This is a genomic window from Dolichospermum heterosporum TAC447, assembly GCF_024584745.1.
In the GTDB taxonomy this organism is placed as follows: domain Bacteria; phylum Cyanobacteriota; class Cyanobacteriia; order Cyanobacteriales; family Nostocaceae; genus Dolichospermum; species Dolichospermum heterosporum.
The window spans coordinates 3,632,942-3,648,020 of record NZ_CP099464.1; the positions used below are offsets into that span (position 1 = coordinate 3,632,942).

The 15,079-nt window shown below is 40.4% G+C and carries 15 protein-coding genes; 6 read left to right on the forward strand and 9 right to left on the reverse strand.

Translation table 11 applies throughout. The features are described from left to right. Nucleotides 1–51 precede the first annotated feature (51 nt). The 3 genes from argF (at nt 52) to NG743_RS16235 (ending at nt 3,487) form a co-directional block, all read left to right on the forward strand. A complete protein-coding gene (argF, locus tag NG743_RS16225; RefSeq protein WP_027403744.1) occupies nt 52–972 on the forward strand; it encodes an ornithine carbamoyltransferase in 921 nt (306 codons plus the stop codon). 168 nt (nt 973–1,140) lie between these two features. Continuing rightward, complete coding sequence (lexA, locus tag NG743_RS16230; protein ID WP_039201448.1) at nt 1,141–1,746, forward strand: transcriptional repressor LexA; 606 nt, start codon at nt 1,141–1,143, stop codon at nt 1,744–1,746. Between the two features lie 259 nt (nt 1,747–2,005). After that, nucleotides 2,006–3,487 (forward strand): DNA phosphorothioation system restriction enzyme, encoded by a 1,482-nt coding sequence (locus tag NG743_RS16235; protein WP_027403746.1) that lies wholly within the window; start codon nt 2,006–2,008, stop codon nt 3,485–3,487. Nucleotides 3,488–3,648: 161 nt separating this feature from the next. Here the strand turns inward: NG743_RS16235 and NG743_RS16240 are convergent, their stop codons facing one another. The 3 genes from NG743_RS16240 to dnaK form a co-directional block, all read right to left on the reverse strand. Then, complete coding sequence (locus tag NG743_RS16240; RefSeq protein ID WP_193962014.1) at nt 3,649–4,557, reverse strand: Uma2 family endonuclease; 909 nt, start codon at nt 4,555–4,557, stop codon at nt 3,649–3,651. 131 nt (nt 4,558–4,688) lie between these two features. Next, nucleotides 4,689–5,681 (reverse strand): DnaJ C-terminal domain-containing protein, encoded by a 993-nt coding sequence (locus tag NG743_RS16245; RefSeq protein WP_027403748.1) that lies wholly within the window; start codon nt 5,679–5,681, stop codon nt 4,689–4,691. Nucleotides 5,682–5,823: 142 nt separating this feature from the next. Beyond that, entirely contained in the window at nt 5,824–7,878 is a 2,055-nt protein-coding gene (dnaK, locus tag NG743_RS16250) for a molecular chaperone DnaK (RefSeq protein ID WP_027403749.1), read from the reverse strand. A gap of 257 nt (nt 7,879–8,135) precedes the next feature. On the opposite strand from dnaK, the gene NG743_RS16255 reads away from it, so the two are divergent. Continuing rightward, the gene (locus NG743_RS16255; RefSeq protein WP_193962013.1) at nt 8,136–8,990 is read left to right on the forward strand and encodes a M28 family peptidase; all 855 of its coding nucleotides are present in this window, start codon (nt 8,136–8,138) and stop codon (nt 8,988–8,990) included. A 151-nt stretch (nt 8,991–9,141) separates the two neighbouring features. On the opposite strand, the gene NG743_RS16260 is transcribed toward NG743_RS16255, so the two are convergent. Further along, nucleotides 9,142–9,960: a hypothetical protein gene (locus tag NG743_RS16260; RefSeq protein WP_257120442.1), complete on the reverse strand. Its 819-nt coding sequence runs from the start codon at nt 9,958–9,960 to the stop codon at nt 9,142–9,144. A gap of 304 nt (nt 9,961–10,264) precedes the next feature. Between NG743_RS16260 and NG743_RS16265 the strand changes: the two genes are divergently transcribed. Then, nucleotides 10,265–10,699: a DUF29 family protein gene (locus NG743_RS16265; RefSeq protein WP_027403751.1), complete on the forward strand. Its 435-nt coding sequence runs from the start codon at nt 10,265–10,267 to the stop codon at nt 10,697–10,699. A 90-nt stretch (nt 10,700–10,789) separates the two neighbouring features. Here the strand turns inward: NG743_RS16265 and NG743_RS16270 are convergent, their stop codons facing one another. From NG743_RS16270 to NG743_RS16285, 4 genes are all read right to left on the reverse strand, one after another. Continuing rightward, nucleotides 10,790–10,915, reverse strand: coding sequence for a type II toxin-antitoxin system HicA family toxin (locus tag NG743_RS16270; RefSeq protein ID WP_236630619.1), 126 nt, complete (start codon nt 10,913–10,915; stop codon nt 10,790–10,792). Between the two features lie 102 nt (nt 10,916–11,017). Beyond that, complete coding sequence (locus NG743_RS16275) at nt 11,018–11,224, reverse strand: type II toxin-antitoxin system HicB family antitoxin (protein WP_027403752.1); 207 nt, start codon at nt 11,222–11,224, stop codon at nt 11,018–11,020. 385 nt (nt 11,225–11,609) lie between these two features. Continuing rightward, entirely contained in the window at nt 11,610–12,305 is a 696-nt protein-coding gene (gene fabG / locus NG743_RS16280; RefSeq protein ID WP_257120443.1) for a 3-oxoacyl-ACP reductase FabG, read from the reverse strand. Nucleotides 12,306–12,394: 89 nt separating this feature from the next. Next, nucleotides 12,395–13,831, reverse strand: coding sequence for an RNA-guided endonuclease InsQ/TnpB family protein (locus tag NG743_RS16285; RefSeq protein WP_257120444.1), 1,437 nt, complete (start codon nt 13,829–13,831; stop codon nt 12,395–12,397). Between the two features lie 130 nt (nt 13,832–13,961). Between NG743_RS16285 and tnpA the strand changes: the two genes are divergently transcribed. After that, a complete protein-coding gene (gene tnpA, locus NG743_RS16290) occupies nt 13,962–14,366 on the forward strand; it encodes an IS200/IS605 family transposase (protein ID WP_039202577.1) in 405 nt (134 codons plus the stop codon). 361 nt (nt 14,367–14,727) lie between these two features. Here tnpA and trxA read toward each other — a convergent pair whose 3' ends face one another. Next, complete coding sequence (gene trxA / locus NG743_RS16295; protein WP_168696993.1) at nt 14,728–15,045, reverse strand: thioredoxin; 318 nt, start codon at nt 15,043–15,045, stop codon at nt 14,728–14,730. Nucleotides 15,046–15,079: the final 34 nt, after the last annotated feature.

Below are 15,079 nucleotides of genomic sequence, written 5' to 3' on the forward strand. Positions count from 1 at the left end.
ACACGGCTATACCAAAGCGCAGGAACATTTGTTCTTTATAGATAATCAAGCATGGCAGCATTGATAGGCAGAGATTTATTAAGTCTAGCGGATCTGAGTTCTGAGGAACTGCAAGAACTTCTGGAATTGGCTACTCAACTCAAGTCAGAAAAACTGAAGTTGCATTGTAACAAGGTTCTAGGTTTGTTATTTTCCAAAGCTTCAACACGCACTAGAGTCAGTTTTACAGTCGCAATGTACCAACTGGGCGGACAGGTAATTGATCTGCATCCTAATGTCACTCAGGTGAGTCGAGGAGAACCTATCCAGGATACTGCTAGGGTGTTAGATCGTTATTTGGATGTTTTAGCAATTCGTACCTTTGCTCAACAGGAGTTGGAAACTTTTGCCAAATATGCGAAAATTCCTGTAATTAATGCCCTCACGGATTTAGAACACCCCTGTCAGATATTGGCAGATTTACTCACCATTCAAGAAAAATTTGGCAGTTTGGCGGGTTTAACATTAACCTATGTCGGTGATGGGAATAATGTCGCTAATTCCCTGATGTTGGGTTGTGCTTTGGTGGGAATGAATGTCAGAATCGCTTTTCCGTCAGGATATGCTCCAGATGCAGAAATTGTAGAAAAAACTAGGGAAATAGCTAATAAAAAAACTGAAGTTATCTTGACTCACGATCCTGAAGCAGCAGCAAAAGGTGCATCCGTACTTTATACTGACGTTTGGGCAAGTATGGGGCAAGAAACACAAGCCAATAATCGCTTCCCTGTTTTTCAACCCTATCAAATTTCACAACAATTATTAAGTCTTGCAGATCCAGAAGCAATTGTTTTACACTGCTTACCAGCCCATCGCGGTGAAGAAATTACTGAAGAGGTAATTGAAGGTTCACAATCACGGGTTTGGGATCAGGCAGAAAATCGCCTCCACGCTCAAAAAGCTTTACTTGCAAGTATTCTTGGGGCAAAATAACAGTATTGGTAATGGGTAATGGGTAATGGGTAATTAGTGAAATTATTATCTGTTCCCTATTCCCTATTAGTTACTAACTACCATAAAGTTTTAATAAAAACTTGTTAAGGGAAGAATTTTGTAGTACCAATGTTCTAGGGACATTTATTATTTACTTCCCAAAAAATTATGGAACGTCTCACAGAACCCCAAAAAGAACTATACGAATGGTTGGTAGAATATATCAGATTGAATCAACATTCTCCATCAATTCGCCAAATGATGGAAGGGATGAATTTGAAATCTCCCGCACCCATTCAAAGTCGGTTAGAACATTTACGCAATAAGGGCTATATTGGCTGGAATGAAGGCAGAGCAAGAACTTTGCGGATAGTTCATCCTGTTAAACAAGGTGTACCAATTTTAGGAACTATTGCCGCTGGTGGTTTAATTGAACCGTTCACTGATGCGGTGGAACATTTAGATTTGGCTAATTTATCATTACCTCCTCAAAGCTATGCCTTAAGAGTCGCGGGGGATAGTATGATTGAGGATTTAATAGCAGATGGTGATGTCGTATTTTTGCGCCCTGTAGCCGAACCAAATCAATTAAAAAATGGAACTATCGTCGCGGCGAGGGTGGAAGGACATGGAACAACTTTAAAACGATTTTATCGCCATGATGATCTTGTCACCCTTAAACCTGCAAATCGTAATTATCACCCGATAGAAGTATCAGCAATGCAAGTAGAGGTACAAGGTTCTTTGGTGGGTATTTGGCGTAATTACAACTAAGAGGATGTCATTTGTCAGGTTGTAGGGGTAAAATGCAATGCTCATTGGTGTCAACTTAACTCAAAACCCATAGCAAACGGATAAGCCATTTCTAACTTACAGCAAATTGTCATCAAACCCGGAACAAGAACCCCACCCCCAACTCCCTCATCGCTTGCGATGAGGGGGCTAGGATGCACCTTATATGATTGGAAATCGCTGTAAGTTGACACCAATGAGCAGTGCTAAACCCTACCGATAATCACCAATTTGCAAATTTATGTACCTAACGGGAAATGCAGTACCGAAATTGCCTACTTTTAAACTCAAGTTACCTTATGCGGGTGAGAAAAAAGGCAGTTATCAAATTAATAAATCATTACCGGGATGTCCAAAAATGCCTTTATCTCTGCAATTGCGGGGATATCAACGCCAGGCGGTGACTAGCTGGTTTGCTAATCATGGTAGGGGGACATTAAAAATGGCTACTGGTAGTGGTAAGACTATTACTGCATTAGCGATCGCTTGCGAATTGTACCAGCAAATTGGTTTACAAGTCTTGTTAGTGGTGTGTCCCTATCGTCATCTTGTTACCCAATGGGGCAGAGAATGTGAGAAATTTAACTTACAGCCGATTTTAGCATTTGATAATTTACGCAGTTGGCAAAGTCAGCTTTCTACACAAATCTATAATCTGTGTTCTGGTTCTCAAGATTTCGTCACGGTAATTACCACTAACTCGACTTTAATTAGTGATGGTTTTCAAACCCAACTTAAATATTTTCCCCCAAAAACATTAATTATTGGTGATGAAGCTCATAATTTAGGCGCACCAAAGTTAGAAGAAAGTTTACCCCGAAAAGTGGGGTTACGTTTAGGTTTATCAGCCACACCAGAAAGATATTTTGATGATGATGGTACAGAATCTTTATTAGATTATTTTGGGAATATTCTTCAACCTGAATTTAGCTTACAGGATGCAATTTCTCAAGGTGCATTAGTTCATTATATCTATAATCCGGTGTTGGTAGAATTGACGGAAACTGAGAGTATCGCTTATTTAAAATTAACCAAAAAAATTGGGCGTTCTCTCCTTTATCGAGATCGAGATATGGGGGAAGCGGGAGATTTTGAAGACAACGAAGATATCAAATCATTATTAATGCAAAGGGCGCGATTAATTGGCACAGCGGAAAATAAATTAATCGCCTTAAAAGAATTAATGTCAACTCGTCGAGAAACTACTCACACACTATTTTATTGTAGTGATGGTTCTCAAGAAATCGGACAACGTTATTCTCTGCGTCAACTCAAAGCAGTTTCTCAACTTTTGGGAGGAGAATTAGGTTATAAAGTCAGTACCTACACAGCAAATACTTCTTTGGAAGAAAGAGAAACTTTACGCCGGCAATTTGAAAGTGGAGAATTACAGGGTTTAGTCGCAATTCGCTGTTTAGATGAAGGTGTGGATATTCCCGCTATTCAAACCGCAGTGATTTTATCAAGTTCAGGAAATCCCCGCCAATTTATCCAACGTCGAGGACGGGTTTTGCGTCCTCACCCCGGCAAAGAACGGGCAACGATTTTTGATATGATTGTGTTACCGCCAGATTTGGATAGAGAAACTATTGAAGTGGAACGAAATTTATTAAAGAAAGAATTACGGCGGTTTGTGGAATTTGCAGATTTAGCTGATAATGCTGGGGAAGCGAGGATGAAGTTATTGGCTTTGCAAAAACGATATGGTTTATTGGATATTTAATTGACTTTATGGACTCAAAAAAGTAAGGTCTACTTTTCCCAAACTAGCCAAGTATAAATTATCAATTGACAATTGATAGCTAACTGTGCAAATTAATTGAAGATTTTAAATGTTGGGTTTCCTTGCGTCAACCCAACCTGCACAAAGCAAAGTGTGTTATTTCATAAAATGTCAGGGTCAATATTCAATTCTCTGAGTTTGGCAGCTAAACGTTCTGCACGTTGAGCCTGTTGTTCTGCACGTTGAGCCTGTTGTTCTGCGAGTTTAGTTGCTTCTTGTGCGAGTTGTGTTTGTTGTTCTGCGAGTTGTGTTTGTTGTTCTGCACGTTGAGCTTGTTGTTCTGCGAGTTGGGACTGTTGTTCTGCGAGTTTGGTTGCTTCTTCTGTCAGTTGGGCTTGTTGTTCTGCACGTTGGGTTGCTTCTTCTGTGAGTTGGGCTTGTTGTTCTGCACGTTGGGTTGCTTGTACCCCATATTCTTCTGGTGTTAGCATTAACTGTCCTTCTGGCAGAAAATAACGCAATTTACCGTCATGGACACCCAAATATAAATTTAGCTGCTGACTCCATAATAAACCTTGAGGATTAGGTTCTATGGGTTGATATGTTCCACCAAACAAGATAAAACCAGCAAATTCTAAATTTTGCGGATTAAACCAGAAATATTCAGGTGTGCGGAAAATATCTTGATAAATTTGTTTTTTTAACCCTTTATCAGTGGAAACAGTGGAGGGAGAAAGCAATTCTATAATTAAGTTAGGATATTTACCATCTTCCTCCCAGACTACCCAATTATTGCGATCGCGGTCTTCTGTATCTAGCACTAGAAAAAAATCTGGACCACGAAAATCTTTGGTTTTAATTTGCCGAGGACTGTAATAAATAGTCATGTTCCCAGCAACAAAATAGTCATTAATTTTATTTATATCTCGCCACCACCAATTGAGACATTGGATTAGTAGTAGCATTTGTTGTAGATGTAAAGATGATTCCAAAGGGGGTTCGTCACTTTCTAGATTACTTGGTGGAAATATTACATCCAAACCGGGTTCAATATTTTGGGTGACGGTCATAGCTGCAAGTTAGTGGAGGATCTATTTTCATGGTAACAGATCCAGGAATCTAAGATTCTCTACCCACTCTGCATCTGAGCCATCTGTGGAGAAATTAATTTCTTTTGTTGCTTCTGTAGTTTGTTTTATTGTTAAATTAAATCAGCACGAGGTTTAAAGGTTTCTATTTCTCGCAATTTTTCATAAAGTTCCCGTTCTTGGGGAGTAATATTTTTGGGAGTTACTATCTGAATTTCTACCAGTTGATCACCTCGTTGACCGCTTTCACCAGGGTAGCCTTTATTACCAAGACGGAATCTTTGCCCAGACCTGACACCAGGGGGAATGGTCATTTTCACTGGACCATCAAGGGTAGGTGCTTCAACTTGTCCGCCCAATGTTGCTTCACTGGGAGTTACGGGGACTTGACAGAAAATGTTAGCCCCTTCCAGCTTAAACAAAGGATGAGGATCAACGGTAATTTTTAAGTATAAATCACCACCACTAATTCCTTGATTTCGTAAGCGGATGGTTTGTCCTGTCACCATAGCCGGGGGCATAGTCACTTCGAGCGATCGCCCGTCCTCTAACCTTATTCTCTCATTCCCACCTTGATAAGCTTTTTCCAATGGTAAAGTTAATCTGGCTTCGATATCCCTGCGAGTGCTACGGGGTGGAGTATTGACAGTGTATGCCACTTTAGTTCTAGGAGTGCGAAAGGGGTCGCTAGTGGTGGTGCTTCCCGGACTATTCTTAGGATCTTTACGGTTGCTGACACCAATCACTTGATTGACAAAACTTTCAAAATCGTTGAATTGGCTGGGGTCTACATCCTGACTAGAACGACCATTAGCGCGGCTATCCCAACCTTTAGGCTTGGGAGTTTGTTTATTGCCAGCAAAGCCGTTTTGTTGCCAATAGCGGCTAAATTGGTCATATTGCGATCGCCTGCTAGAATCGGAAAGGATTTCATAAGCCTCCCCAATGGTTTTAAATTTCTCCTCAGCTTCCTTATTCCCCGGATTCAGATCAGGGTGATATTGTCTAGCTAAACGCCGATAAACCTTTTTAATTTCTTCGCTTGTGGCATCTTTAGAAACTCCTAAAATCTCGTAATAATCCCGAAAATTTTGCAAATTTTGCATATATTTAAACGTCAGTGGTCAGTGGTCAGTGGTCAGTGGTCAGTGGTGTTTCTACTTGTGACTGACACTGCAAATATTGAAAGTTAGATTTTAGACTGAAGATAGTTAATCCAAAATCCAAAATCCAAAATCTAAAATTATCTTAGAGCCAATCATCGTCATCATCCCAGTTATCCTGGTAGCTGGGGCGTTTGCTGCGAGTGGGACGACTTTCATAATTGGGAGAACGCCCTGGGTTGCCATAATCTCTGTTAACACCTCGGTTAGATGAATCTCGTTGGCGATAGTTATCTCTGTAAACATCCCGTTCCGGTTCTCTTTCTTTTTCACCCACGAAGATTTCCCGGATAGCGCCAAATAAATCCTCATCTTCATCCTCAGCATAATACTGACGGACTTCTCTATTCAGTTCATACAGAGCATCTTGTAAATCAGCATAAGCCTGATCAATCCCCCGATCTTCGTCAGCTTGTAAACTTTCCCGTAAATTTCGGCAAATATTATCAATGCGTTGACGACGGTTACGGGCAAATTGCATTCCCATTTCCAAAGCCACTTCTCGCAGTTGCCGTTCTGCTTGTAATATTAACGCTTCGGCACGGGTACGTTTTTCAACTCGTTCTTTCCGTTCTCTGTCAACATTAGCATATTTTTGAGCATCCTGAATCATCCGGTTAACTTCTGACTCACTCAAAGTAGAAGCACCTTGAATAGTAATGCTTTGTTCCCTGCCAGTGGTACGATCTAGGGCTGTTACCTGCAAAATCCCATTAGCATCAATATCAAAGGATACTTGAACTTGAGGAATACCTCTTGGTGCTGGGGGAATACCATAGAGTTTAAACCGTCCCAAGGACTTGTTATCTGTAGCCATGTCCCTTTCACCCTGCACTACATTAATTTCTACACTGTTTTGGTTATTTTCAGAAGTAGAAAAAATATCAGAACGACGGACTGGGATGGTTGTATTCCGGGGGATGAGTTTTTTCATTACACCACCGATGGTTTCTAAGCCCATAGATAGGGGTGTGACATCTAAGAGGAGAACATCTTTAAGTTCACCAGCCAGAATACTGCCCTGAATAGCTGCACCTACAGCGACGACTTCATCAGGATTGACGTTTTCATTAGGTTCAATGCCAATTAAGTCTTGCACTAGCTGTTTCACCATAGGCATTCTCGTAGAACCACCAACTAATACGACTTCTTCAATATCTACAGGAGAAAGCCCGGCATCTTTTAACGCCCGTTTGACTGGTGTTCTGATTCTACTCAATAAGTCTACACATAAACCTTCAAATTGCGATCGCGTCAGGCGAGTTTCCAGGTGTTTTGGACCATCTTCTGTGGCGGTAATGAAGGGTAAATTAATATCGGTGACACTCACGGCAGAAAGTTCGATTTTCGCCTTTTCTGCGGCTTCCATTAACCTTTGCAAAGCTTGGCGATCGCGTCTTAAGTCTACACCCTCTGCTTCTAAAAACTGTTCCGCCAACCAATCAACTACTTTTCTGTCAAAATCATTGCCACCAAGTTGAGTATCTCCACTAGTAGCTTTAACCTCAAATACGCCGTCACCTACTTCCAGCAAGGACACATCAAAAGTTCCCCCACCTAAATCAAACACGAGAATAGTTTCTGTGTAACCTCGATCTAATCCGTAAGCCAAAGATGCTGCTGTGGGTTCATTGAGAATCCGTAACACATCCAAACCGGCAATTCTGCCCGCGTCACGGGTAGCTTGGCGTTGGGAATCATTAAAATAAGCCGGAACAGTAATGACAGCCCCGGTAACAGGTTCACCCAAATAACGACTAGCATCATCAGCTAATTTTTTCAGCACCATAGCTGAAATTTCTTCTGGAGAAAATTCCTTATTCAGCCGAGGACAGGCAACTTTAATATTGCCAACTTCATCTTTACGGATAGTGTAAGGTACGCGCTTAGAATCTGGGTTTAATTCGCCATACTTGCGCCCAATGAAGCGTTTCACGGCAAAAAAGGTATTTTGGGGATTAAGGACGGTTTGCCGTCTGGCCATTTGCCCCACAACCCTTTCACCTTCCTTACTAAAGCCAACGACGGAGGGGGTTGTTCGCATTCCTTCTGCATTGGCAATCACCACCGGCTTGCCACCCTCCATGACGGCGACTACTGAGTTGGTTGTCCCCAAGTCGATGCCAACTACCTTGCCCATGCGTTACTCGTCTCCTGTTGCGTGTTTTATAAATTTATTATGATATGATAAGACTGCTTTCAGCTTGGCGCTAAATCAGGTCAACAATCCAATAATATAATAGTCATCATTATTAAATCAGGAATTAGAGGCATTTTAGCAACAGCAGTGCTACTTGCTAAACTAGGATAGCATTTCAAGAGAGGGAACAGGGAACAGGGAACAGGGAACAGGAAATAGACGAAAAATTTACTAATCACTAATCTCTCATTAATAAGTTGAATTTAAAGCAGCGGTTAGAAAACCATCTTCAGGAAGTAGCGAGAGAACGTGATCCCTATATGGCAACTGCGGGTCATTTCTTTGTTCAAGGATACATTCGCCGGCAGTTGGCACAATGGGGAAGTGTGGAAATCCACACCTTTGAAGTTAGAGGTAAAAGCTGCAAAAACTTGATTTTAAATTTACCGGCTTCAGCCAAAAACCAAAAGGCAGATTTACCACCTATTTTAATTGGCGCTCACTATGATGGTGTACCTGGTACAGTAGCAGCGGATGATAATGCGACAGGGGTGGCAGTTTTATTAGAATTTGCCAGAAGTTTCGCCCAAAAACCCGCGAGATATCCTTTGCGGTTGGTGGCTTTTGACATGGAAGAATATGGTTTATTAGGTAGTGCTAATTATGCAGCTTTGTTACGCGAACAAAAGCAAGCTCTTCGCTTGATGATATCGTTGGAAATGTTGGGATATCGAGATTCTACTCCTGGTTCTCAAAAATACCCATTTCCTTTAGAGTTATTTTACCCAAATCGTGGTGATTTTATAGCTTTAATTGGCAATTTAAAGACTTTGGGTGATTTAATTAGTTTAAGTAAAAGTATTCACAAAGTTGGTATACCTAGTCAATGGCTACCAGCACCAAATCGTGGTTTATTAGTTCCCCAAACTCGCTTAAGTGATCATGCACCTTTTTGGGATCAAGGTTATCCGGCAATCATGGTGACGGATACGGCGTTTATGCGAAATCCCCATTATCACAAACCTAGTGATACTATTGCTACTTTGGATTTAGATTTTCTCACGGGTGTATGTGAGGGTTTGGAACAGGGAATTAGGGGGGTTTTAAATTAATATTCTTGTCTGAATCAGGATATCCAGGATTAAAGGATTAACAGGATTAAAACTTCGTTCGGCAATAAGAGATTCCTACGGAGTGCTTCGCGATCGCTATTTCACACAACCACAAAACTAATATTTATTTTGTTCCAGTGCATTGGGATTGTTAGGTATTAATCACTTTCTGATGCCATTCCATAGCTTCTACAAGAAACGCTGGTCTCACTGGTGTCGAACTTTCTCCGAAAATTGAGTGCATCTCTCCCTCTCGGTTAACAGCTATATAAGCTAGTGCAATACCTTCCTGTATAAGATCCCATGAGTCCCAGCAGTAGACGATGAATGCAATCCTATTAGTTGACTTGAGGAAGGTTTGAGTTGCCCGGATGAATTCTTCTTGAGTTAGTAATCCCGACAAGTTAATTTTGCAAAAAATAACACCATTCCCATCTTTTGGAAGCTGTGATCTTGTTTTCTTAAATTTATTTATAATCTGCTGCTCTGTTGTAAAGTCTATTTGTTTGGCTTTGACTTCAACATTCAGGGAGTCATAGGGAAAGAAGCCTTTTACCTCGATATCAAAGTCTGCCCCCTTGACACCGCTTTCAACTACAAGTCGGATTGATTTTGAACTTTTCAAGAACCAGTGAGCAGATGTCACTTCATAATAAGTAGACTCAAAATTACTTCTATCTTTGTTTTTCAGAAACTCGGCAAATCCCTCTTGATCTTTTAAAGACCAAAGCATATGAGCAAGATGAATAATTCGGACATCACCTTTGTTGGCAAAAAAATCCTGTCTACGACCAAATGTTGTGCATTCCTTAGCCCAAAAGTCACCTCCAAGAGTGTTTACTATCACTGATTGAGCCAGAGCAAGCTCTAAGCCTGAAGATAAATCTATCCCAATTTTTCTTAAATCTTCAATCTGTTCATGAAAGATTTCAGGACACAAATTATGTATTCCAGGTGTTCTTGGTTGCATAACGACTGGTAATAGTTGAGATCACTTAGCAATGCAGTTAGCGGTTGAATTGAGTGGCAAACAATCACCTGCAACTCAAAACTAAAATATCACAATATTGTCCGCTCCAATGTTTTGTTATGCCCTGATCGCTTCTCAATTATTAACTTTTGCGAAGCGCGACCTAGTAATCGCCTTAACAATCATCTTCTCAAGATTACGATTATACTATCCGAAGGTCAGCGTCGCTATCGGCTCTTATCTTAATGGATATAGTAACTAATGCTATAACTACTATATATCCCATTCTCACATCACTAAAGATATGGAAGAACTTTTGACATTAAGGGAATTACTACTTAAAGGTGATATGACTGGAGCTTTGGCAATTGTTGACGAATTAGAAGAAATGAGCAGAGACGATAAAATCAACAACATTCGTAGCTATGCAGTAATTCTGCTTATGCATCTAATCAAGCAAAAAGCAGAAAATCGCACTACGAAATCGTGGGAGCTATCAATTCGCAACTCTATACGCGGTATCCAAACCAAAAACCAGCGACGTAAAGCTGGCGGAACATACCTCAATACCGATGAATTAAGCCTAGCAATTTCTGAAGCTTATACAGAAGCAGTTGATCGCGCCTCCTTAGAGGTTGAAGAAGGACGCTATGAACCCCATGAGTTAGCCAAACTAGTCAACCGTCAAGAGATATGCGATCGCGCCATGATTTTAATCTCTACAAATCTAGAAATTTAAACTGGGTGTTAAGGATTCTAATGGGAGCTTAGGCGATTCAGAAGGTCAGCGTAGCGATCGCCAATACTGACAATAATACATACCATATATTTAAACAGCGGCAATAAATTCTTCTACTGTTAACCCAGCAGTTCGTATCAGTCCACGTAAAGTCCCTTTTGCCACCTCATGATGATCAGGAACAGACAAAGTTACCATTTCACCTTCTTTGACCAAAATGATATGACTTGCACTTTGGCGTGCAAATCGCCAGCCCAGCTTTTCAACAGGTACGAACTACTTCTTGTCCACTCAGAACAGGTAATTTTGATGCCATAACTATACTAAGACTTCTACTTGTTTAGTTTCAATAGTCAATGGCAACCCCATTTCTGCCCTCACTTGTAAGCAAGCAGAAATTGCATCTTGAATATTCTCTAAAGCCTCTTCTTTTGTTGCTCCCTGACTAATGCAACCAGGAATACTAGGACATTCAATAATCCAGACACCATCTTCATCTCGATCAATCGTGACATTGAATTTCATACTAAGTTGTAGTTAAGTAATACCTGTATTTTAGCTTTGAAAATTTCGATTATTAGTCTTAATGGAAGATTACAGCAGATTCTCGAAAAAAGTCAATTGCGATCGCTTTAACTAATAGACATCTCCCGTAAAGATTGTAGAGACGTTCCATGGAACGTCTCTACAGTGACTTGAGGTCACGCATATTTAATTTTTGGAGATGTCTAATAATTATAGGTGATACCTGCTGAGTAACAAACAGATAAGCTGTTACGCAGCTAAATTTGATAACCATAATTTACTTGAACTTTGTAGTGCGGGCATCTTGCCCGCTAGAATTATACAAACTAAATGCACAACAGCTTACCACTCTCATAACCTTTCTCTTTCTCAGTCGTGGTTTATTTCACAAACTACCATAAACGGGAATGACTGCACCACGGACATCCTTGGCTGCTTCTGAGGCTAAAAAGCAGATAACTTGGGCGATAGATTCGGGTTTTACCCATTTATCAGCGTTTTCTGTACCCATAGCGGCTCTATTACTGGGAGTATCAATGATACTGGGGAGAATGGTATTAGCAGTAATATTAGTATTTTTGGTTTCATGAGCGATCGCTTTTGTTAAGGCTATTACCCCAGCTTTCGCCGCAGAATAAGCTGCTAACTGTGCAGCAGGTTCAGCACCAGCGCGAGAACCTACAGTCACAATCCGTCCATAGCCATTTTCCAGCATACTTGCAAGGCTATATTTACAAGTCAAAAAAGTTGTATTTAAGTTTAAATCTATTTGCTGTTTCCAATCATCAAAACTGTATTTGTGAGTTTTTCCCATAGAAAAACCACCAACCAAATGAATTAACACATCCACTTTTGTCATGCGGCTGACCAGTTTCTCTACTGATGCTTCATCTTCCAAATTAGCAGGAATAAAATGAATTCTTGCAAAATCCGCCGGGGAAATAATTCCTTTGAGCCGTTCTACATCTTGAGGATTACGATAAGGAATAGTTACATCTGCACCTTGGGCGATAACTGCGGGTGTGACACCTAAACCGAGTCCGCCTGTGCCACCTGTAAGTAAAACTTGTTTGCCTTTCATTATAAAGATGCACTCCTTGGATATTCTTTATTCAAGATAGCTTGACACTCCCCGGTCTAAAGACGCGGGGATTCTTAATCGAATAATTGTCAGGACAACTGCACGAATAATATCCGCTTTTCAGGTATTACCTTAGATGTACGGTTCTTGCCCTGATCCTGTTTGCCATTACTGGCAGAATCATCTCTGACAAGCGTAACTTTCCGAGAGTCCCCCGGTAGGTTTTTAATGTCTTTGCTGACAAATTTTAAATTAGCTCTTCGTAAAATTGTCCGAGAAGCCTGAGTATCAGCATGGTCAATATGACCACAATGTTCACAAATGAACTTTTCGCCATCTCTATTAGCTTTACTAATATGATGACAAGCCGAACATTCTTGAGAAGTAAATTGAGGATTAACGGATAATACTGGTTTACCAGACTTCAATGCCAGCCAAGCAATCTTAGAAAATAATTCGCCCCAACTGGCATCAGAAATAGAGCGATTTAATCCACGTTTTGCAGATTGACCATTAGCCATAAATCGTCCTTGCTGTCTTTTGGGTTTGCAGCGGGATTTCATAGCCTTAACATTTAGATGCTCTTGGACAATTGCCTCAGCGGTGTTAACAACTTTATTAGCTGCTTTCCATTGATGATCATTTCGCTTATCTGCAATTTTTTTATGTAGCTTGGCAACTATTTTCCCAGCTTTTTTGCGATTGTTAGAACCCTTGACTTTACGATTAACTCGGCGCTGTCTAATTCTTAATTGACGGCGAATTTTCTTATTAGTTGCCAGATGAGGATTTTCAATAAACGAACCATCAGACAAAGAAATTAATTTATTAATTCCTACATCAATACCTACTGCCGACTTAACGGTTTCAATTCCTGTAACTTCAGGTAAAGATTCAGGCAAGTTGAGCAATACACTCATGTACCAGCCATCAGCTTCTTGAATTACTGTTACCGTTCTAATGTTAGCATCTACTGGAATAGTACGACTATCAAAATAGCGCATAGTCCCCAGTCCAGGAAAGTAGGCATGGGAATAGCATCTTGGCTGATTAGATTCACGATTAACAGTTAATTTTACTTGTCCTGGCTTGAATTGAAAAGTTTTAAAGTTAGCTGCTTTACGAAACGCAGGGAAACCCCTTTTGTGTTGAAAAAATCCGTTATAAGCAATATCTAATTTAGCTAAATTGCCTTGTAAAACATCTGAATTAATTCGGCTATACCATTCAGACTCAGAACGTAATTCAGTTGTTCTTTTACTTTGAATATCAGTCGCGTTACCCCAGATTAAACCATGCTTTTTGCTATTTTTTGTTAACTCAGCATACATGATGCCATGTTTAACAATAGGGCAGGTTAAAGGGCAATAAGAACCATATTCAATTCGACTATCTAAGTCTGAGAATGCACCATAATAGTACATCACGGACTCATCTGATTTCTGGTTATTAGTCTCAAAACCGCGCTGACGTTCTGCCAAACAATAATTTCTGTGTTTCCGCAAAGTAACAAGCCACTCAGACATTAAGGCTTGTTGCCCAATATTCGGTTGTAGCTTGAATCTCCAGCGTATTTGCACAGGCTTATTTTGTTGATGTAATTGATGATATAACTATGTTAATCTCCAATTAAAAGGAAGTCAATAGCTAAAATCTATGAAAAAAAGTTCTTATGAATATCGGCATTATAATCACGCTGTCGGGTTGAGCGTGATTCATCTAGTCTGGATACCTAAACGCCGAAAGAAGGTACTTGTTGGGAAAATCAGAGATAGGATTTTTGAGATATTTTCGGCATTAGCTATTGAAAAAGACTGGAATATTCGTGCGTTAGAAGTTGCGCCAGATCATATTCATTTATTTGTAGAGATTCATCCAACCGATGCAATATTTCAGGTAGTTAAAGCATTTAAAGGACGCTCATCTAATTATCTAAGAAAAGAGTTTCCAGAATTAAAAAAGCTACCGTCACTTTGGACTAGTAGCTATTTCTTTTCAACTGCGGGGAATGTTGCCGCCGACACAATAGAAAGATATATTAATGACCCGCATCATGGTTGAGAATATTGGCAGCGGTTAAAACCGCACGGGTAGGCTTTCCCCCGCGCTCTAAAGAGACGCGGCTCCCAGCCTTCCCGCAATCCCCTTGTGGATTTTCCAGAATCAATTTCAGGATTTTGTTTCGGTAACCTCTCAATAAATGGGGGCGGACTACCTGTTCGGGAACGATTTTACGCCATTTGAGGCTTGTCATGGAAGGATTTACCCCGGATTATTGAGCGGTTACTTGTTTTGCACCATCTCTCTTAGAGATCCCGCTGGTGTAGGCACAAAGGGGCAAAGGAAGAAATACACGGAAAACTGCTGTCATAGAGACGCGGGATTTTGCATCTCTAATTGAAGACAGTAACTATTTTAAAGGTTAAAGCTTTGTTTGCAGATGTTGTACTAATTGTGGTGCTTGCACAACACCTTCAATTCTATCTACAGGCTGTCCTTGCTTAAATAGTACCAAGGTTGGTAAAGCCGCAATCCCGTATCGGCTGGCTAATTCTGTATACTTTTCTGTATCAATCTTGACAATCCGCAAACGGTTTTTCAATTGACTGTTGACTTGTTCTAAAATTGGCACCATCATTTGACAAGGACCACACCAGTCAGCATAAAAGTCTACCAATACGGGTACATCTGAACCAGATAGCATTTCTTCAAAGCTGTTGAATTCTTTTTTAATGGTCATAACACACCAGTTTTTAATTAATTGTTTGTTTTCA